This is a genomic window from Acinetobacter sp. AHP123, assembly GCF_023757925.1.
GTDB classification, from domain to species: Bacteria; Pseudomonadota; Gammaproteobacteria; order Pseudomonadales; family Moraxellaceae; genus Acinetobacter; species Acinetobacter oleivorans.
Genome location: NZ_CP092454.1, coordinates 3,177,180 through 3,197,167, shown reverse-complemented (window position 1 = coordinate 3,197,167; position 19,988 = coordinate 3,177,180). Strand labels below are relative to the sequence as shown.

Sequence of the window (19,988 nt, the reverse complement as noted above, 5' to 3'; positions counted from 1 at the left end):
AAAAAGGTAAACATAATGGTAAGTGATACGAAGATAAAAAATTTGGCTTTAGCCTGTTCAGTGCTCAGCATAGGATTGGTCTTTAATGTTCCCGCTAAGGCTGAATCGGTTACCGTTTATGCAGCAGCGAGCTTAACCAATGCAATTAACGATTTAGAAAAAATTTATGAAAAACAAAATAAAGTAGAAGTTAAAACTTCATATGCAGGCTCATCGACATTAGCCAAACAAATTGAAGCTGGGGCGCCAGCCGATGTATTTATCTCTGCTGATACCCAGTGGATGGATTATCTGCAAAATAAAAAATTAGTTGCAGCAAATGACCGTATAAATTTATTAGGCAACCATCTGGTTCTAATTACTCCTAAAGGTCAGTCACTAAATATAAAACTAGATAAAACGATCGATCCAAATAAAGTGTTTACAGGCAAGATTTGTACAGGGGATACCAAAAGTGTGCCTGTAGGCAAATATGCTAAACAAGCTTTTACTAACCTAGGTTGGTGGAGTCGTATTGAGCCAAAGTTAGTTGAAACAGAAGATGTCCGAGCTGCCTTAAACTTTGTTGCGCGAGGTGAATGTCAGGTTGGCATTGTCTATGCAACCGATGCAGCGATTAGTAAAGACGTAAAAGTAGTTGGTGTATTTCCAGAAAATACGCATTCGCCAATTACTTACCCTGTAGGGATAGTTAAAAAGAATCCAAACTCAACAAAGTTCTATCAATTTTTACAAAGCAACCAAGCCAAAGCTGTTTTTAAAAAATATGGCTTTAGCGTATTGGCTCCAGCAAAACCATGATGCTCTCTTTAACCCCAGAAGAACTCAGCGTGCTACAACTTTCTTGTAAGGTAGCGGCAAGTTGTCTTGTGGTCAGCATTATTCCTGCAATTTGTGTGGGATGGTTTTTGGCACGTAAAGAGTTTTGGGGTAAGTCACTCATTGAAACATTGGTGTTTTTACCTTTAGTGCTTCCGCCAGTGGTTCCTGGTTATTTGCTTTTACAAGTTTTTGGGAGCCGCGGCATTATTGGGCAATATTTGGCGCCACTCGGAATTGATTTTGCATTTAACTGGAAAGGTGCCGTTCTGGCATCAGCAGTAATGGGTTTTCCGCTATTGGTTCAATCTATTCGTCTAGCGATTGAACTGGTCGATCAACGTTTAGAAATGGCAGCAAAGACATTAGGTGCCTCATCTTTAGGGGCTTTTTTTCATGTCACGATGCCTCTTGCCAGTAGTGGTATTTTAATTGGTGCTATTTTATGTTTTTGCCGTAGTTTAGGTGAGTTTGGTGCGACCATTACCTTTGTGGGTAATATTTCAAATGAAACACGGACTTTGCCTTTGGCCATGTATAGCTTAATGCAACAGCCCGATACAGAGGCCGCTATTCAACGGCTAATAGTTTTATCGCTAAGCGTGGCTTTTTTAGCGCTATGGTTTGCACAATGGTTTCATCGTTATCAAAAAAAGCGCTTAGGGCGGTAAGGTTATGTTGATTGATTGCCGTTTTCAGCTACACATGGGTCAATTTCATATTGAACCTAGTTTCCAATCAGATGCTTCAGTTATTGGATTATTTGGTGCCTCTGGGTCAGGTAAAACATCGATTTTACATGCCATTGCAGGGCTGAACACACCGCGTAGTGGGCTCATTAAAATACAGGATCAAACATGGTTTGATTCAAATCAAAACATTAACTTAAGTACCCAAAAGCGACATGTTGGATTGGTTTTTCAAGATGCTCAGCTTTTTCCGCATAAAACGGTAAAGCAAAACTTATTATTTGGTCTTAAGCACCTGTCCCAACAAGAACGTCACTTTGAAGCAGATTATATTATTGAGTTATTAAAGTTAGGGCACTTATTACAACGTATGCCCATCAAACTCTCAGGAGGGGAAAAACAGCGCGTAGCACTGGGTCGAGCATTATTATATTCACCTAAGCTGTTATTGCTTGATGAGCCGTTATCAGCACTAGATGCGAATCATAAAGCTGAAATTATTCCTTTTTTTCAGAAGGTAAAAGAGGAAATAAAAATTCCGATGATTTATGTGAGTCATGATATTCAAGAGATTAAACAACTGACCGAAACAATGTGGATTTTATAATTTTTCATATTTCACACATTATTTCAGTCTAGTTAGTTCATGGTTGTTAGTTAGCCCATAAACTGCCAGTTGGTGCAGATTTTCGGCGATCTTGGGCTTGTTGATAAAAACGCCAGAAAGCGAATGCAAAAATGACAGCCAAGAAATCAACTACTAAGATTTCTCCGCCATGTACCCATAAGCCAATTTGAGGAATGAAGTAGGCTAAAAGGGATGTAAGCGGAATCGCAAATAACACCAAAACCAAGGTTAACAGCAGTTGTGGTAAAGCTTTTGCATAGCCAACCACAAAGGTGTAAATCAAAGTCAGTAGGAAAATCGCATAATAACCATACATAAAGAGGTGATTCATGCTTTCAATATTGAGTGTAGCGAAAAGCCAACGACTGGCCAACATTGTACCTACAACAGCTAAAACACACCCTAAACATGCACCTATCGTTAAGTTCGCAAGGAACACTACATCTTTACGTTGAACAGGAACAGGATCTTCAGCACGCTTTTGCTTACGTGCACGAGTTTCAACCCAAAGGATGTTACCTGTATAAAACAAGAAAGCACCACCGACACCTAATACAAAATAAATCCAACGTACACCCGTACCACCAAAACTTCCAAAATGTAGACTAAACATAGCGTTGATTAACTTATTCCCAGCATCAGTCTGTGTGTTAATGCCTTTATGATTAAAGTGCTCAACTGCATATGGATTCATACGCATAAAGTCATGATTTGCACCGCGCAACATCTGATCTGAGCTATAGAGAGCAATACGTGCATTGGCTTTTTCAGGTTTGTCTAGGCCACTGAACTGGATATAGTCTACTGAATATTCAGGAGCTACTTTTTTAGCTTGAGCTAATATTTGCTGCACATCAATCTGTGTTTGTTTAGGCTGAATAAGGGCTGGGGGAGAACGCTGAAAAACAGGCTGTCCTTTGAGTGCAAGTTGTCCAATCGCATCATAAAAAAAGTCATGAAAAGCAAAGACAATAACGCTAATACTAATAATGATGTGGAAAGGTAAGCTCGTAATTCCAATCACGTTATGCGCATCTAGCCAAAAGCGCTTTTTATTTTTACCAGGCCGAATGACAAAGTAATCCTTTACCAAGGTTGGTAAAAGTATGATCACTCCTGAAAGCAGGGCAAGAAAATATAAAATTGAAACCACGCCCATCACATAGAGACCTAATCCGTGATGACCGGCCATGCCTGGTATGCCTGCTGTTTCATGTAACTGTTCGATTAGCCAGCCAGCTTTAGATAAGTTTTCTTGGGCAACAATTAACTGACCTTTATCATCTAAGCTTGCCATCCACATAGACTGAGCCGCATTAAAGCCATCTCCACGTTCATGTTCACTCCAAGTAATGGGTGCATAGTGAAATTCATTGGACGATAAATTGAGTGTGAAGTTCTTTTGCGCAGCAGGATAGGCAGTCTGTACTTTTTGAATAAGCTCATTATATTGATCGGGTGAGACTTTCGGTAAAACTTGCTGTGTTGGCGTAGCCCACTTACTAATATGGTGCTGAAACATGCTGAGCCCACCAGCAAAGAAACAGATAAAAAGCAAAATTCCTGCACATACACCCACCCAAGTATGCATGCTTTTTGCTAATTTCATGATGTCTGAACGTACTTTCATGTTGAACCCCGTAAGACAAAAATACAGCTATACGCTAGGGCATTAGCAATGAATAAATAGATAAGCGCTTTTCGTCCAGTCGTAAAAAAATAACTGCCAAACATAATCGGCATCCAAACCCAAGGAACACTCCACATACCCACTTGCACCAATAAATCCATGGCAACATAAGGTTGGCCTAATAAAACAATCAAATTACCAATCGCGATAGAAAGACTTAAGCCTAAAACTCCACCAGCAAAAGTTTTACTCCACCAGTCTGGCTGGATCGGAGACTGAATTTTAGCTTTCATGAAACCAGTTTCCGTTTAAAAAGCGCCATAAAAGGAAGAAATGACCACGCAAAAATGATGAGCATGAACCAACAAAAAGCGGCAACCACTTTTGGTAAGCTTGCAAAGAGCGCAATAAATCCAATGCCTAATAGCACTAGACCCAAAAACTTAAAGAAAGTAGGAAGATGTTGAGACAACAGATTTTGGTTGCTATGACTACAATAGATACTGACCGCTCCCAACAGGGTCAAAAAAAGTCCTATAAGTTTCATAATCGATGTTTATAAGTAAATTAAAGTCAAAATTTACCCAACAGTATAAGTAAATAATAATTATTATCAAATGATAAATATAATTATTTATATGTTTGTGGTGAGTAAGTTAAGATAGGAGGTAACTCATTAAAAATATTTATTTTGAAGTCGAATACAGTGAGTCATTATCTATACATTCCTGAACAAATCAGTAAATCAATTTATGAAATCTCGAGTCCTATTTTTCTTACATCACAGCTATTTTGTTATGGGCTAGATTTATCGCAAACAACGCATTTGCATATAGACCAACGATTAGAGCATCCCCTAAAAATTGCTCAAGCGCGTGTCGAACGTAAAAATGAGTACTTATGTGGCAGGGTCTTAGCTCAGGCTGTTTTAAATCATCATTTCGGTTTAGATCAGCCAATAACCTCTATGTATGAACATTTACCCATTTGGCCCTCTCGTGTTTTGGGTAGTATTAGTCATTCACAAAATAAGTTAATTGTTGCGCTATCTAACCATGCGGTTTATTTGGGAATTGATATTGAGCACTGGGTGACCTCAGAATTTGCTCAAGAGAGTGCACATCTTGTTTTAACACCATCTGAGTTTGATTTATGGAAAACTAAAGCCTGCGAGTTTTTTGATTTTGCCCGTTATGTGAGCTTAATTTTCTCTGTAAAAGAAAGCCTATATAAAGCGGTTTATCCCAATGCAAAGCAATATATCGATTTCTTAGAATCATCTATCGTTGACATTAATTTTGAAAATCAAATATTAACACTAACTTTTTTGCCGGAAATTCAACAGCGCTATCAACTCTTAGAACAATATCAAGGTGGCTGGGCTGTAGAACAAGACCATATTATGACTTGGGTTTTTCAGGCACATCATTCTGCTTAAAACAAAAGAAGGCAACGAATTGCCTTCTTTTTTATTTAGAGATTAATTTTCTTGTAATTTAGGATCTTGGAATCCTGTTTCACGCATATCTTGAGAGTTGAATAGGAACATAAATCCTACTGCAAAGCTTAGTATGCCAAAGAAGAGGATACTTCCTGATATTGGTAAAAACCTAGTTAAGAGACCTAAAGTTGTAGTGGCAATCGAATCGCCTAATGCATCTTGTGCGAGCCAGATTGAATTAATACGTCCTAAATATTCATCAGGTGTATGTCCTTGCACAATACTGTATTGAAGCAAGTTGGCAATCGACATCAAATATCCAAACACACATAAAATTGGTAAAGTCACGATGAGCCACGGTGAAAGTCCAATCATAATCATGCAGCTAAAAACACCTAAGCACGTATAGAGCATGACTAAGCCGGGTTTGAGTAACCTTGTTGTCCATCCACTCAATAAGGCGCCTAAAGTCGAGCCTAAAGGTACGGCCGAATACATAAGTCCGAGTTCAAATGCGCCGCCGTGAAAAATTTCATCTGCCATTTGCGGAAAAATAATACGAATAGCACTGCTAAAACTGAGCAGTGTTCCAATTAAAATGGTGCTACCAACCACTTTATTTTTAAAAACAAACTTAAACCCTTGAGCTAATTGGCGAAGAGGACTTTCGCCATTTGATGCATGTTGCGGTTTGAGCGAAGGTAAGCCCATCAATAAAAATACGGTAAGTAAAGTACCCACCGTTGAGACCCAATACACAGTTGCAACACCACTAGCAGCAATTAATATACCGCCGATTGCTGGTGAAATAACGGTTGCAAGACGTACGGATACCATACTAATTGCACGGGCTTGTACAATATTTTCGCGCCCTACAATCACAGGCATGATGGACATCATTGCCGTTACACCCAGTGCACCAAAGAAACCATCCCATGCCGATAAAAAATAAATAGCATAGAGCGACGGGTGCTCAAACATGGCGTTGATGGCGAGGCCTGCAAAGCCTAAACCACACACACCACGTGCCAATAAAATCAGCCATTTTCGGTCTTTGCGATCTGACAGCAAACCACCAAGTAACAAGCCAATAAACATAGCAATGCCTTCAAAAGCCATTGCAACGGCAACGTTAAGCGAGTTACCCGTAATGTCATAGACTTGTTTTGGAATAGCCACGACCAACATGCCAATTGTTAACAATGACAATGTGCGGGCAATAAATACATGTCGGAAATGTGCATTACGTTTTAAAAGACTAAAATCGGTCAATATAGATTTGAAACTCATGGCGTGTGCTCCTCTAAACCGCGCGCCTGACAAATCATGCGGTTTAAAATTGGACCCAGTGTTTCAAGCTGCTGCGGAGACAATATATCGGTATGGTCAGCTTCATTTAGTCGAACAATATTGAGTTTTTTAACTAAAGGCGACCATTGTTGTTCTGGTTGGATATACGGTAGCAAGTCTTTTTCAGCGACAACTAAGTGTAGTTCACCGTCAAAATGTGGCATCTTATAAGGTTTTAATAAACGGACCGCATCGCGATAGTTTGCGAAAATATCCTCTTGTAAACGGCGGGTTTCTTCACTTAAAGCCGTATCTGCATCGGCTAAAATATCATTAAAGAATTGAAGCTGTTCTTGTTCAGCTTCAGCATTCATTTCCTCTACCGACAAATCTAACCACTGATGAATTTCAGCAGGGTAAGTGTCTAATAAGCCGAGATAATCAACTTTTTCACCTTGTTCAGTGAGCTTTGCTGCAACTGCATAAGCCACAGTGCCGCCAAGTGAATAACCTAATAAAGTATAAGGTCCTGTTGGTTGTTGCTTGCGAATAATCTCAAGTTGTTTTTCAACCAGTTCGTCCATATCAGTACAATTTGCCAATAGGCCATCTGGTCGAGGTGACTGCAATCCAATAATGGGTAAATCAGAATGTAGATAACGATTCAGAACCGTATATTGCCATGCCGAACCAGAACCAGGGAAGAAACAGAACAATGGATGCCCTGAGCCAGAACGGATGGGTAAAATTGTTTGCATGCCAGTTTGTTCAACTTCTGCCAAACGTTCTTGTGTAAGAAGTAAAGCTGCTAAACGTTGAATCGTGACATGACTCATCAACTGACCAATTGGAATGGTCCGCTTAAATACTTTTCGGATTTCAATTGCGAGCTTCATCACCAAAATAGAATGCCCACCAATGGCAAAGAAATCTTCGTTAACACCAATATTTTGATCCATATTTAAAACTTGCTGGAAAATACGTGTCAGTTCATGTTCAAAAGTAGTGGTGGCGTACTGTTTTTCTGTATTTGAAGGGTTAAGTTGTGGTTGCGGCAGTGCTTTACGATCCAGCTTACCATTATGACTTAATGGGAATTGCTCGACCAACACATAGTGTGTCGGCACCATATATGCAGGAAGCTGTTTTGCCAATTGTTTCTTTAACTGGTCGATGTCCACAGGTGCTATTGTTTGCAAGTAAGCGACCAATTCAACATCAGCTTTATTTTGTTCAGAAGAAATAGGATGTACAACCACATCAAGATCGCTGATTAAGCATAATTGTTGTTCAATTTCACCCAGTTCAATACGTTGCCCACGTATCTTTAACTGGTCATCAGAACGGCCCACATACTGAATACTGCCGTCTGCATGCCAACGGGCAATATCACCAGTGCGGTACATGCGTTGACCTGCTGCGAATGGATTTGCCACAAAACGAGTTGCTGTTAAGTCTGCTCGATGTAAATAACCCATGGCCAGTTGATGGCCCGCTAAATAAAGCTCACCGTCCACTCCAACAGGAACAGGGCGTAAGTATTGATCTAAAATATAAAGCTGGGTATTCCAGACTGGATATCCAATTGCAACGCTACTTTCTTCTGGGTGTAATCCCAGTGTTGCGTCTATATAACTCACATCTACCGCAGCTTCCGTTGGGCCATATAAGTTATGTAGCTCACAGCTAAAGTGCTCGGTAAAGGATTTTGCTAAAGCCGTTGGTAATGCCTCACCACTACAGAACACTCGGCGGATTGGTAAACTTTGACGCTGAGCAGATGACAAAATTTCGGTAGCAGCATTTTCAAAAATAGCCAACATTGAAGGGACAAAATGTAATGTTGTTACATGATATTTTTGAATGAGGCTTAATAATGCCAATGGATCACGGTGTGCATCCACAGGTGCCATAACCAATCGTGCACCAACTAAATATGACCAGAAAAATTCCCATACCGAAACATCAAAAGTGCATGGCGTTTTTTGCAAAATCGTATCGGTTGCTGACAGTGGATACTCTGATTGCATCCATAAAATACGGTTCACAATGGCTTGGTGAGAAACCATAACACCTTTTGGTTGGCCTGTTGTACCTGACGTATAGATTAAATAGGCTGGATGCTGTGGCGTAATGACTGTCGTTTTATAGCTACTTAAATCAACCTGCGTTTCATCAAACAATTCATTAAAAGCAAAGGTAGCTATTGATGGAGGGGCAATAGCAGCTAGATCTTTTTGTTCACCAATCACAAGTTTAGATTTGGCATCCTGCAACATAAATTTGATACGTTCGGACGGATGTTGTAAATCAATAGGTAAATAAGCTGCACCTGCTTCAATCACCGCTAAAATGGCAATACTCAGTTTGACTGATCTTGGTAGGGCAACCGCAACAATATCTCCAGCCTGTACACCCGCACTTTGTAATTGCTGCGCTAACGCACAAACTTGCAAACGCACTTCACTGAAACTGAGCTGATGATTTTCATCTGATAACGCCGTTTGTTCAGGCGTAATTCGAGCTTGTTCTCTGAGTAATTGCTGTAACGTGCTCTGGCGAACATAGTATTGAGTTTGATTTGTTTTCTGGATTAAATCGCGTTCTTCGGCCAGTTGTAAGCGATAATGAGCTAGAGAAGTCTCTGGTTCATTTAATGCAATTTCAATCAATTGAACCATTCGCTCAAGGAAGTGTTCAGGCTGATTAATTACACCACGCTGCTCGAGTAATAGCTCAATTTGATGATCGGGAATAACCAGCAAAGCAAGCGGGTAATGGCTATAACCACGATTTGTGAGTTTTGAAATCGCAGCATCACCAAGTTTTTGCTGTAAATACTGGTTATCAGGGTAGTTTTCTACGACTAACAAACTATCGAAAAGATTACCTTGAGCCATCAATTGCTGAATTGCACCCAGTCCTAAACCATCATGTTCTAAATGTTCAACATGCAATTGCTGTAACTGAGTCAATTGTTCCCAAAGTGTTTGTTGCATGTTGAGCTTTACACGCACTGGAATCGTATTTAAAAACAATCCGATCTGCTGATCTAAGCCATTGATAGGTGCTGAACGCCCAGAAACAGGAGTGCCAAACACAATATCTTCACGATGAGCATAAATATTTAAAGTCATTGCCCAGATCATTTGCATGAAGACATTAAGCGTGATGCCTTGCTGGCGTAATTTGTGTTGAAGTTTCGCACCCAACTCAGCACTTAAACGATATGAAGTTTCCTGTACAGCTTGCTGTGCTTGATTAAATAAAATAAGTGGTTGTAAATCTGCTAAATCACGGTGCCAAATTACTTTTGATGTTTCATGGTCACGTGCAGATAAAGCTTTAATCACTGTTTCATAACTATATTCAAGCACAGGTAATTGTTGATTAGTTTGCTGATAAGCTTTAATAAAGTCTTGTAAAAACAGCGGAGTTGACCAACCATCTGTTAACAGATGATGCACCATAATCAATAATTCTGAATGTTCTGGAGCATGTTGAATTAAGGTTGCCCGAATTAAGCCATAGGGTTGGTCGAGCTGAATCGGTTGTTGCAATGCCTCTTGAATAGTTTGCTCAAGCAGATCGGGAGTGACTGAGCAAAACTGAACTGGCCAAGCTTGAGTAGGGTGTAATGAATAGATAAAAACAGGTTCTTCAGCTAATTCACTATCAAAATGTCCGCCTAATTGAGGGTGACGTTTTAATACGGTAATCAACGCTTGCTGCAAAAGTACCGGATCAATATCTCCATTTAAGCTAAGGCGAGTAAAGGCATTATAGTTTGATTGATTTTCTACTTGAGATAAGAATAGCATGCCTTTTTGCAAAGGAAGCAAAGGCAAAATCGTGCTGTTTTTTCCATATTTTTCTTGAACCTTTTGTTCTAGGTCTGCTGAAAGTAAAGGTTTTGAAACGGCCGCTTGTTGCTCATCTAAACGGGTGAGTTGTGGTGCCATAGCGGCGACTGTTTTAAATTGGAATACATCACTTGGTCTTAAGCCATACCCACGTTGGCGTAATTGAGTACAAAGCATAATGGCCGAAATACTATCGCCACCTGTCATAAAGAAGTCGTCATCAATTCCAATTGCGTCAAGCTTAAGAACAGATGCAGTAATTTGACATAAAAGTTGTTGTTCAGACGTTTCGGCCATTCGGGTATGGGTACGAATTTGAGGCTTTGGTAATGCTTTTTTATCAACTTTACCACTTACATTTCGTGGAAATTCGGACATAACAGTCAGGGCAGATGGCACCATATATTCAGGTAAGTTTTGACGTAACTGACTTAAATATTGCTGACTTAATTGTTCACTGGTTTTTTCATCGAGTTCAATGTCTTTGACCACACAATAACCGAGTAAACGATGACTGTTATTAATCGGTTCTGCAATCACGACTGCGCTTTCAACATTGGCTAAAATCGAAAGTGCATTTTCAACTTCACCAATCTCAACTCGATAACCACGAATTTTAATCTGGTCATCACAGCGCCCCATAAATTCAAGTTTACCCGCGCTATTCCAGCGGACTAAATCACCTGTACGGTACATGCGCTGTCCATGTTCAAATGGATTCGCTACAAAGCGGGCAGCACTTAAGTCAGCGCGACCTAAATAACCATTGGCAATCCCAAAACCAGAAATATAAAGTTCACCAATGACACCAGTTGAGCATCGTTGCAAGTGGCGATCTAGTACATAGGCCTGTGTATTACCAATAGGGTTACCAATGACAGGGCGAGCTGTCTGTTTTAATTCTGCTCGGAAAGTATCAACCGTATACTCTGTTGGGCCATATAAGTTATGAGCAAAAAGCGCTGGCTGAGCATTCAGCTGTTGCCATAAAGCTAAAGGTGCAGCTTCACCACCAATCAAAATAAGACTTGGGTGATGCTGATTTTCAGCAAATAAACCATTCGTCATCATTTGCGCACAAAAAGATGGCGGCAAATCAAGTGTATCGATTTGTCGTTGCTGAATTTCTTGCACTAAACCAAATGCATCTCGACGCATGTTTTCATCAAAAATATGTAGCTCTTGGCCCCAGAGCATCCAGAAAACTTGTAACCAAGATGAGTCAAACGAGAAAGAGTGTGTATGCGCTGCACGTAACGGACGCTCAGGAAAACGCTCATTTACAGCTTCTAATACAGGCCAGTAAATGGTTGGTTTATGTGACAAAATGAGGTTGAGTAAAGAACCATGTGTGTTCATTACCCCCTTAGGGCGGCCAGTACTACCTGAGGTAAAAATTACATAAGCGACGTCTTGGAAATCAAATTTACGATTTTCGGCAGGAATATCACTCGCATCTTGCTTTCGAATTTGTGTTTGAACATCTTCATGATCAAGATATAACTGCTGAATATTTTGTGGTAGTTGCTGTGCAAGAGCTTGTGTGGTTAATACAAATAATGGATTTGCATCTTCACACATCATTTGCATACGATCGATTGGATAATCTAAATCGAGAGGTAAGAAACTCGCACCAGAATTGAGTACAGATAACATCACTACAACTGAGTCAATCGAACGAGGAATAGCTCCAGCAATGACAGTTTGCTTTTTGGCACCATTTTCTTGTAAAAAACGAGTGAGTTGATTCACTTGTACTGCAAGCTCAGCAAAACTAAGATGCTGAAGGTTTGGACGTTCACCACTCACAATTGCGGTACGTTCGGGATACTTCTTAACTTGCTCATAAAAAATATCTAGAACATTATTATATTGTTCAGGATGGCTAACACGTGGACCAATACCACTTTGGGTCAGGGCAGCAAGCTCTTGTGGTGTCGTAATATTAAAATTGCTACATGCCTGTTCTGGACGAATTAGAGCCTGTTCAAGTAATAAAGTTAAGCGTTGACCATGGTTAAATAGTTCATCTTGTCTATAACGCTGCGAATCTGCACGTAGTTCGATAATGAGTTCATGATCTTGAACAATAAAGGAAAACTCAAAATCATCAATTGGTCCTGTAGAAATATGGTGTGTTTTGACCTTTTCACCATCTAAGATCAAGTCTTGATCAAAAGCTTTATAGTTTAAAATAGGGCCGTACATTCGTTCATGAATATCGATACTATTTAAATCTCTTAAAATTTGTTCGGCATCGTATTTCTGATGCGGACGAATTTGTCGTAATTGCTCTTGTACATGTTGAGCTAAGCTTACCCAACTGTCTTTTTCAGCAACTTTAAACTTCACAGGCAAGACATTTACCGTCGGTAAGGTTGAGCGAATCGCTTTTGAACCTAAACGACGCATAAATGGAATACCGTTAACCAAATCGGCTTTATCGGTCATTTTGTAAATATAATGTAATGACAATGACATCATCATGTCATTCAAAGCTAATTTAGATTGTGCAGCTAAAGCTTGAATCTGCTCTAAAATTCCTGTTGAAAAACGCAGCTGATGCTTAATAAATGTCGCTGTGGTTTTTGCTGCTAAATGATGAGTACTTAAAGTGACAGGACTTGGTAAATCTTCACAATATGACTTCCAGAAGTTCTGATCTTGCTTAAATTGATGGCTATTTTCATAAGCTTGACGTTCCGAAATAACATCATTAACGCTAATGAACGGAGAAACCGAAAGATCTTTTCCTTCTTGTAATTGTTGATAGAGTTCAACAATACGTTTGGTCAGGTTAATCATGCTAAAGCCATCCAGCATGATGTGGTGATAACGTTGATACCAATACACTTTATCATGCGTCGTAAATAACACCTGACGAAACAGTTGAGATTCACCAGCTTTAAGTGATTTAGCACATTGACGATCTGATGGCATCCAGTCCCATAAACGTTGTTGAGCCTTTTTAGGCGTTAAATGACAAAAATCAAATTCTTCAATTTGAAACTGAACTTGGTTATTAAGCTCAATAAACGGTTGAGACGGGTCAGATGAATATGAAGCAATGACCGTATCGGCTTCATTTAAGCCGATCTGAATCGCTTTTTTAAACGTTGGGATATCGACAGTTTTTGGTAGTTCCAAACAATGCGCAATGGTATATAAATCTTCAATTGAACTTAAATGATCGGCAAGGAAAATGCCGAGCTGAGTAGATGCCAATTCAAAACGAGCTGGTTGAGAAAGGTCCGGAGTAAATTCATTGTTTAATGCTTGATTCATGACAATACTCCTTTACGCTTGTTGAAAGGGGTTAATTGCAAGCCAGTGCTTTTCTACATATGCAATACACGAAGCCCGCGTATCCGGGCCATGCTGAATATCCCACCCCGATGGCACCTGATGTTGAGCAGGCCATAAACTGAACTCACCTTGTTGATTTTTTAAAACCTGAAAAGACAAACTTTCATTATCGAAAGGATTAATATAGTTTTCCTGTAAGTTGCTCATGATATTGTTATCCTTGATGAAACAAATGGTTATAGTGAAAGAGTTTGTTGCAATGCCTTAAGCAAGTCAGTACGCCAGTTCACGGCATCATGTCCGCCCTGAAAAGTGTGAAAACTCACTTGATTGAATGATTGCAATTGTTGATAAAGCTGAAGGGCATCGTCCCGCATATCGGTTTCATACGTGCCGGCACTGATATAAATTCGAGTTGTTTTTGATAATGGATGAGATCGGTTTTGAAGCAGTTCTAAAATATTTCCTTTATATTTTTGACCTAACGTACTGTTCGAAAAATCTGACCACCAATAAGATCCAGATTGCAAAATCAGGGAAGTAAAAATGGTCGGAAACAACAAGGCGCTATGTAAAGCGCATAATCCACCTAAACTTTGACCACATAACGTAATATCTGTTTTAGAAATAAAAGAATATTCTTTTAAGAGTATTTCAATAAGTTCATCAACCAACGCCTGACTAAATGCATCATGGCAACCATAATCTTGTTGGCGTTGTTGACTATTTAAACTATGAACAAAAACATAAACAGCTGGATGAATCTTATTTAAATCAGTCAGATGTTGAATTTCTGGCAGAATCGAAAGCTCTCGACTCCAGATTTGGCCATCAAGCAATATAACGAGAGGCAAGACTTCTTGAGCCGATTGATGACTAATAAAAATGTCGACCAAATAGTCTTGTTGGCATAAGCGACTTGACCATTGGAATGTCTTTGTAATTGGGCAATTGCTTATTAAAGATTTTGTGTTTTCGAGTTGAATTTGATTGATGTATCGGGCCAGATGTCCCATATAAAACTCATTTTGATTAAATGAGTCAATTTGAGCATTTTGTTTAAGTTGTGTCTGCCACCATAAGCGGCGTGTTACCGAACAATCTGTTTCTGGCGCTTCTTCACTAGCAGTCACTACAACATAACTACCAGTCCAAGCTAACGGCAGCTCTATTTCAAAGAAGTACACATCTGTCCCAGCTATATGGCTAAATCGATTCCACTTTTGATAGATAGAAGAGCTTTGTGAATAAATATCAATATAGACAAAGATACTTTCTTTAGGCTCAGGACCACGCCAAACAAAGGTACAGAGCGCTTTATTTTTTTGTAGGTTAACTAGCGGACTACCTATTTTTTTAATGGTATTCCACCAGACCTCACTCCCAACATTGAGTTGTTGAAATAGGGGATGTAAGGGATGAGAAAATGGCTTCATTTTGAGTCCATCTCGACAAGAAAGCGCGGTCAAATTAACAAAATGATTCTCATTAGTAAATGAAAACAATTATCATTATAATCAATAAAAAAAGACAGGTTTTATTAAAATTTTTAAAAATCAATAAAATAGGTCGAATTCTTGGTTAATAAATAACTTGATTTAGATTGTAATCTTATGTTTGATATTTATCGCACTTGATAATAATGATAATTATTTGCAATCATGTGGCGGAATTTACTATTCGAGTCAAACTGGAGTAAAACATGAGCTCTACCATCGTAGTCACAGGTGCTGCAAGAGGTATTGGAGCTGCTATTACAAAAAAATTATTGCAGCAAGGGTATCAAGTGATCGGCATCGACCGACAGGAAAATCCCGAACAATGGGAAGTCACTCAAAAGCTACAAGACAGTGAAATATCGCGTTGGCATGGCTTTCAGCAAGATATTACTGATCAAGAAACAACAGCGAAGCTCATTACAGATATTTTAAACAAACATAGCGTAACGGGTTTAGTGAATGCGGCGGGCGTATTGATTATGCGTTCTATGCTTGAGGCAAAAACAGAAGACTGGCAAACACTTTTCGCTGTAAATGTCATGGCACCCATCGCAATAAGTCAACAACTTGCCAAGCACTTTTGTGAAAAAAAGCAGGGAAGTATTGTCACGATTAGCTCGAACAGTTCACGTATGCCACGTATACAACTTGGCATGTATGCAACGAGTAAAGCTGCACTGAGCCATTACTGCCGTAATCTTGCACTTGAAATCGCACCCCACCAAGTAAGGCTTAATATTGTTTCACCAGGCTCTACGCTAACTCAAATGCAGCAGCAGCTTTGGACAGATAATTCACCTCCGCCTGCGGTAATCGATGGAGATTTAAGCCAATACCGTACAGGCATTCCCTTAAGAAAATTAGCCCAGCCTGAAGATATTGCGAATACAGTCAGCTTTTTACTTTCTGATCAAGCTGCACAAATTACCATGCAAGAAATTGTGGTTGATGGAGGAGCCACTTTAGGCGTGTAAACATTCATTCATTACAACAAAATAACTGATAAGGAGTTGCGAGATGTCGGCACAGCATCCGTATTTTATCCAACGAGAAAATTTTACTGAAAGCCGCGTTGCATTAGCCCAAGAAATTTTGAATTGTGGAAATGACGCAGGTTTTATTTTTACAACGCCAGAATACACCATCAATAGTCATCAAAAATTACGAGATATTCAAGTCGCTAAAAATAGCCTTTTAAAAGATTGGTTAGATGAAGCACGAGCTCAATTAGAACTTGCAATGAATGACGGTTATAAAGACGTCAAGATTATGGGTGGACTACCATTTTGCTCGGCAGCCGATGTCAATTTAATGCTAATGCAAAATGCAAAAATCTATCAGAAAGTACTCTATGCACAATCTGATATTGATTTTGGTTCTTTATCTTTAGAAAAGGCGGATTATTTCCCTTTAGGTGAACATTACCAACAGCAAGTTGAGTATTTAGTTCAACAAATGCAAGCAAAAAAACTTGATAAAGCCGTACTTGCTCGTATTTTACAACTTGAATTTGAACAAAATATTCCTGTCTCGGACTTATTTTATAACTTAGCCAAGCATAATCCCGAAGGCTATAACTATGCAGTCGCGAGGCATCCTCAAAATGAAGGATGGTTTGTCGGTGCAAGCCCCGAACTTTTAATTGCAAAGCAAAATACAAGAATCTGGAGTAAACCGGTTGCTGGCACATTGGCTCGTGATGACGATCCAACCCTAGACCAAAACAACGCCAGAGCATTACTTGCTTCACAAAAAGATCAACATGAGCATGCACTCGTCATCGAAATGATTGCCGATGAGCTCACACCTTTTTGTAAGCAGTTAAAAGTACCTAAACAACCATCCCTGATTCGTACCAAACGCCTTTGGCACTTGGCATCACATATTAATGGCGAACTTAAGAAAGCCGATACACATGTTTTTGACTTAATTGAACGCTTGCACCCAACACCCGCAATTTGTGGGGAGCCTAGTCCAATTGCGAAAGAACTAATTCAGCAACTTGAACCATTTAACCGTGAATTATTTGCAGGAACCATGGGTTGGGCAGATGAACACGGTAATGGTGAATGGTCGGTGACTGTGCGCTGTGCCCGAATCTATCAAAACATTGCCCGTTTATTTGCTGGGGCAGGGATTGTGGAGGCATCTCGACCACAAGCTGAGCATGCTGAAACTGCCGCTAAATTTCGTACTGTACTGGACGGTTTCCAGATTTCACCAAATCAATTGCCAATACAAGGACCAAACACATGACAACACAGGTTTATCTGGATGGTGCCGTGCCATATCCAGCAGAATTTGCTGAGATTTACCGTAAAAAAGGTTACTGGCTTGGACAGAACTTGAGTGATTTCTTGCGTGAAAGTGCTCAAAAATACCCGCAAAATATTGCAGTATATGATGGTGATAAAGCCGTTAATTACGCTGAGTTTGATCATTTAGTTGATTACTGTACAAGCCACTTATATCAACATGGACTAAGAGCGGGTGATAAAGCAGTTGTACAGATGCCAAATCACTATCAGTTCTATGTTTTATTTTTTGCACTGATTCGGCTTGGTGCTTTACCTGTGATGTCTTTACCTGCACATCGCTTTGCAGAACTCAGTAGTTTTTTTAAACAAACTCAAGCAAAAGCTTATTTCTGTGCTGATTTTGGTGCACAAAAATTTGACTACCGAGAGCTCGCCGAAAAGCTTCAGCAAACCGTTCCTTGTTTACAACATGTATTTGTACTTGGAAATGTCGGCAAATTTATAGCCATTCAAAATCTATTAAAAGAAACCCATATTTTAGATGAAGCTATCTCGCCATCTTTGGCAGATCAGGTTGCTTTTTTACAACTTTCAGGTGGAAGTACCGGGGTTCCTAAACTGATTCCACGTACCCATGACGACTATTTATATAGCGTACGTGAGAGCGCGAAAATCTGCCGTCTTAATCAGTCATCACGCTTACTTATGGTTTTACCCGCGGCACATAACTTTTCAATGAGCTCGGCCGGTTCTTTAGGTATTTTTTATTCGGGCGGGGCTGTGGTTTTAGGAACTGATCCAAGCCCTGAAACTGCTTTTTCATTGATCAAAAAACACGGTGTAACTGATGCTTGCTTGGTTCCTGCTTTGGTTCGACCTTGGATGGATAAAGCAGCGAAAGATCAAGATCCAATATTGTCGACTCTGCGTTGCTTACAAGTCGGAGGAGCGCGTTTACCCGATGCAGTTGCCACACGCTTGATTGATGAGTTCCAAGTCAATCTACAACAAGTTTTTGGCATGGCTGAAGGGCTGGTGAATTACACCCATTCTGACATGACGAAAGAGCAAATTATCCATACCCAAGGTTTAAAAATCTCACTAGATGATGAAATTTTAGTACTGGATGATAATGATCAGCCAGTAGAAGCTGGAGAGGTAGGGCATTTGCTAACGCGCGGTCCCTATACCATTCGCGGCTATTATCAAGCACCAGAACACAATGCACGATCTTTTACACCGGATGGTTTTTATCGAACAGGCGATTTAGTACGTATTCGCGAAGATGGTTGCATTGTTGTGGAAGGCCGTTCAAAAGAACAAATCAATCGTGCTGGTGAAAAAATTGCGACAGAAGAAGTTGAACAAGCTTTATTAACTCATCCACAAATTCGTTCAGCAGCACTGGTCGCTATGCCTGATGAAATCATGGGTGAAAAGAGCTGTGCCTTTGTCGCATGGCAAGTACACGCTGATGATCCAAGCCCAATTCGCCTTGCAATGTCAGTTCGTCAACATCTAAAAGACTATGGACTTGCAACCTACAAAATTCCCGATCGAGTCGAATTTATCGAGCAATTTCCATATACAGCCTTTGGAAAAATCGACAAAAAAAGATTACGTCAACAATTTGAAACCAACACCAATGTTCTTGCTTAAAGATAAAAAAGGAAAAATTTGATGAGTATTCCTAAAATTGCCAGTTACAGCATGCCACAAGCGCACGAATTTACGGCGAATAAAACACATTGGCAGTTGCATACTGATCGTGCTGTTTTATTAGTACATGATATGCAGCAATATTTTTTAGATTTTTATGATCAAACTCAAGCGCCTATTCCAGAGCTCATTAAAAATACCAAAGAACTGATTGAAACTGCGCGTAAGTTTAATATCCCTGTGGTCTATACTGCACAGCCTGGTAACCAGACACCTGAACATCGCCAGTTATTAACGGACTTTTGGGGAACTGGTCTAAAAGATGATCCATATATTACCCAAATTTTGCCGGAAATTACGCCTGATAAAAATGATACTGTCTTAACAAAATGGCGTTATAGCGCTTTTAAATTTTCTCCACTCGAACAACTTATGCGTGAGTCAAACCGCGATCAACTCATCATTTGTGGTGTTTATGCCCATATTGGTTGCCTCATGAGTGCGGCAGAAGCCTTTATGCTAAACATTCAGCCGTTTTTATGCGGAGATGCACTTGCTGACTTTAGCCGTGAAGAACATGATATGGCTTTAAAATATGCAAGTACACGTTGTGGGCAAGTCATGACAACTCAGCAAGTCACACGAGCTTGGGCGCTTGAACAAGCAGTCTCACCACTCACTGAAGAAGGTATTGTTTTGGCAGTGAGTGAACAGCTTCAAATTCCTGCATCAGACATTCAGTTAAATGATGATTTACTCATGCTTGGACTTGATTCGGTACGACTCATGACATTAGTGGGTAAATGGCAAGCTTACGGCGCACAGGTAAGCTTTGAAGATTTAGCTGAACAACCAACTCTAGAAGTTTGGATTGATAAGTTAGTCGCCTAAATTGAAAAGAATAAA

At 39.8% G+C, this 19,988-nt stretch carries 14 protein-coding genes and 1 pseudogene; 9 read left to right on the top strand and 6 right to left on the bottom strand.

Features of this window, described 5'->3' with window-relative positions; all coding sequences use genetic code 11:
- The first annotated feature begins 15 nt into the window (after positions 1–15).
- Genes modA through MJX77_RS15160 form a run of 3 tightly spaced genes read left to right on the top strand, consistent with a single transcriptional unit; the run spans position 16 to position 2,115 of the window.
- Positions 16–801, top strand: a complete 786-nt coding sequence (modA, locus tag MJX77_RS15170; RefSeq protein WP_252059545.1) for a molybdate ABC transporter substrate-binding protein — start codon at positions 16–18, stop codon at positions 799–801.
- The gene (gene modB / locus MJX77_RS15165; RefSeq protein WP_252059544.1) at positions 798–1,490 is read left to right on the top strand and encodes a molybdate ABC transporter permease subunit; all 693 of its coding nucleotides are present in this window, start codon (positions 798–800) and stop codon (positions 1,488–1,490) included. The genes modA and modB overlap by 4 nt, the downstream gene beginning before the upstream one ends.
- 4 nt (positions 1,491–1,494) lie before the next feature.
- Positions 1,495–2,115 (top strand): ATP-binding cassette domain-containing protein, encoded by a 621-nt coding sequence (locus MJX77_RS15160; protein WP_252059543.1) that lies wholly within the window; start codon positions 1,495–1,497, stop codon positions 2,113–2,115.
- Between the two features lie 46 nt (positions 2,116–2,161).
- On the opposite strand, the gene MJX77_RS15155 is transcribed toward MJX77_RS15160, so the two are convergent.
- Both MJX77_RS15155 and MJX77_RS15150 read right to left on the bottom strand, forming a co-directional pair.
- Positions 2,162–3,766 carry a PepSY-associated TM helix domain-containing protein gene (locus MJX77_RS15155; RefSeq protein ID WP_252059542.1) on the bottom strand — a complete coding sequence of 535 codons (1,605 nt, stop codon included), beginning with the start codon at positions 3,764–3,766 and terminating at the stop codon, positions 2,162–2,164.
- Positions 3,763–4,059 carry a hypothetical protein gene (locus tag MJX77_RS15150; protein ID WP_252059541.1) on the bottom strand — a complete coding sequence of 99 codons (297 nt, stop codon included), beginning with the start codon at positions 4,057–4,059 and terminating at the stop codon, positions 3,763–3,765. The genes MJX77_RS15155 and MJX77_RS15150 overlap by 4 nt, the downstream gene beginning before the upstream one ends.
- Positions 4,060–4,472: 413 nt before the next feature.
- Between MJX77_RS15150 and MJX77_RS15145 the strand changes: the two genes are divergently transcribed.
- Positions 4,473–5,204 carry a 4'-phosphopantetheinyl transferase family protein gene (locus MJX77_RS15145; protein ID WP_252059540.1) on the top strand — a complete coding sequence of 244 codons (732 nt, stop codon included), beginning with the start codon at positions 4,473–4,475 and terminating at the stop codon, positions 5,202–5,204.
- A gap of 42 nt (positions 5,205–5,246) precedes the next feature.
- On the opposite strand, the gene entS is transcribed toward MJX77_RS15145, so the two are convergent.
- From entS to fes, 4 genes are read right to left on the bottom strand one after another with little or no spacing between them, the layout of a single operon-like run.
- Complete coding sequence (gene entS, locus MJX77_RS15140) at positions 5,247–6,497, bottom strand: enterobactin transporter EntS (RefSeq protein WP_252059539.1); 1,251 nt, start codon at positions 6,495–6,497, stop codon at positions 5,247–5,249.
- The gene (locus MJX77_RS15135) at positions 6,494–13,645 is read right to left on the bottom strand and encodes a non-ribosomal peptide synthetase (protein WP_252059538.1); all 7,152 of its coding nucleotides are present in this window, start codon (positions 13,643–13,645) and stop codon (positions 6,494–6,496) included. Before MJX77_RS15135 ends, entS begins: the two co-directional genes overlap by 4 nt.
- 12 nt (positions 13,646–13,657) lie before the next feature.
- Positions 13,658–13,873: an MbtH family protein gene (locus MJX77_RS15130; protein WP_005305165.1), complete on the bottom strand. Its 216-nt coding sequence runs from the start codon at positions 13,871–13,873 to the stop codon at positions 13,658–13,660.
- Between the two features lie 29 nt (positions 13,874–13,902).
- Positions 13,903–15,102: an enterochelin esterase gene (gene fes / locus MJX77_RS15125; protein WP_252059537.1), complete on the bottom strand. Its 1,200-nt coding sequence runs from the start codon at positions 15,100–15,102 to the stop codon at positions 13,903–13,905.
- A 266-nt stretch (positions 15,103–15,368) separates the two neighbouring features.
- On the opposite strand from fes, the gene MJX77_RS15120 reads away from it, so the two are divergent.
- The 5 genes and pseudogenes from MJX77_RS15120 to MJX77_RS15100 all read left to right on the top strand — a co-directional run bounded on the left by MJX77_RS15120 (position 15,369) and on the right by MJX77_RS15100 (position 19,973).
- A complete protein-coding gene (locus MJX77_RS15120; protein WP_151988147.1) occupies positions 15,369–16,139 on the top strand; it encodes an SDR family oxidoreductase in 771 nt (256 codons plus the stop codon).
- Positions 16,140–16,182: 43 nt separating this feature from the next.
- Positions 16,183–17,421, top strand: a complete 1,239-nt coding sequence (locus MJX77_RS15115) for an isochorismate synthase (RefSeq protein WP_252059536.1) — start codon at positions 16,183–16,185, stop codon at positions 17,419–17,421.
- On the top strand, positions 17,418–19,082 hold the full coding sequence (locus tag MJX77_RS15110; RefSeq protein WP_252059535.1) for a (2,3-dihydroxybenzoyl)adenylate synthase: 1,665 nt from the start codon (positions 17,418–17,420) through the stop codon (positions 19,080–19,082). Before MJX77_RS15115 ends, MJX77_RS15110 begins: the two co-directional genes overlap by 4 nt.
- A gap of 21 nt (positions 19,083–19,103) precedes the next feature.
- Positions 19,104–19,754, top strand: a pseudogene (locus MJX77_RS15105) (isochorismatase family protein); the annotation flags it as partial.
- A 30-nt stretch (positions 19,755–19,784) separates the two neighbouring features.
- Positions 19,785–19,973, top strand: a complete 189-nt coding sequence (locus MJX77_RS15100) for a phosphopantetheine-binding protein (protein WP_235823111.1) — start codon at positions 19,785–19,787, stop codon at positions 19,971–19,973.
- Positions 19,974–19,988: the final 15 nt, after the last annotated feature.

Bases quoted from the DNA above. Each gene is read 5' to 3' on its own strand.
- modA (WP_252059545.1), top strand. From the start codon at position 16: ATGGTAAGTGATACGAAGATAAAAAATTTGGCTTTAGCCTGTTCAGTG.
- modB (WP_252059544.1), top strand. From the start codon at position 798: ATGATGCTCTCTTTAACCCCAGAAGAACTCAGCGTGCTACAACTTTCT.
- MJX77_RS15160 (WP_252059543.1), top strand. From the start codon at position 1,495: ATGTTGATTGATTGCCGTTTTCAGCTACACATGGGTCAATTTCATATT.
- MJX77_RS15155 (WP_252059542.1), bottom strand. From the start codon at position 3,766: ATGAAAGTACGTTCAGACATCATGAAATTAGCAAAAAGCATGCATACT.
- MJX77_RS15150 (WP_252059541.1), bottom strand. From the start codon at position 4,059: ATGAAAGCTAAAATTCAGTCTCCGATCCAGCCAGACTGGTGGAGTAAA.
- entS (WP_252059539.1), bottom strand. From the start codon at position 6,497: ATGAGTTTCAAATCTATATTGACCGATTTTAGTCTTTTAAAACGTAAT.
- MJX77_RS15135 (WP_252059538.1), bottom strand. From the start codon at position 13,645: ATGAATCAAGCATTAAACAATGAATTTACTCCGGACCTTTCTCAACCA.
- MJX77_RS15130 (WP_005305165.1), bottom strand. From the start codon at position 13,873: ATGAGCAACTTACAGGAAAACTATATTAATCCTTTCGATAATGAAAGT.
- fes (WP_252059537.1), bottom strand. From the start codon at position 15,102: ATGAAGCCATTTTCTCATCCCTTACATCCCCTATTTCAACAACTCAAT.
- MJX77_RS15120 (WP_151988147.1), top strand. From the start codon at position 15,369: ATGAGCTCTACCATCGTAGTCACAGGTGCTGCAAGAGGTATTGGAGCT.
- MJX77_RS15115 (WP_252059536.1), top strand. From the start codon at position 16,183: ATGTCGGCACAGCATCCGTATTTTATCCAACGAGAAAATTTTACTGAA.
- MJX77_RS15110 (WP_252059535.1), top strand. From the start codon at position 17,418: ATGACAACACAGGTTTATCTGGATGGTGCCGTGCCATATCCAGCAGAA.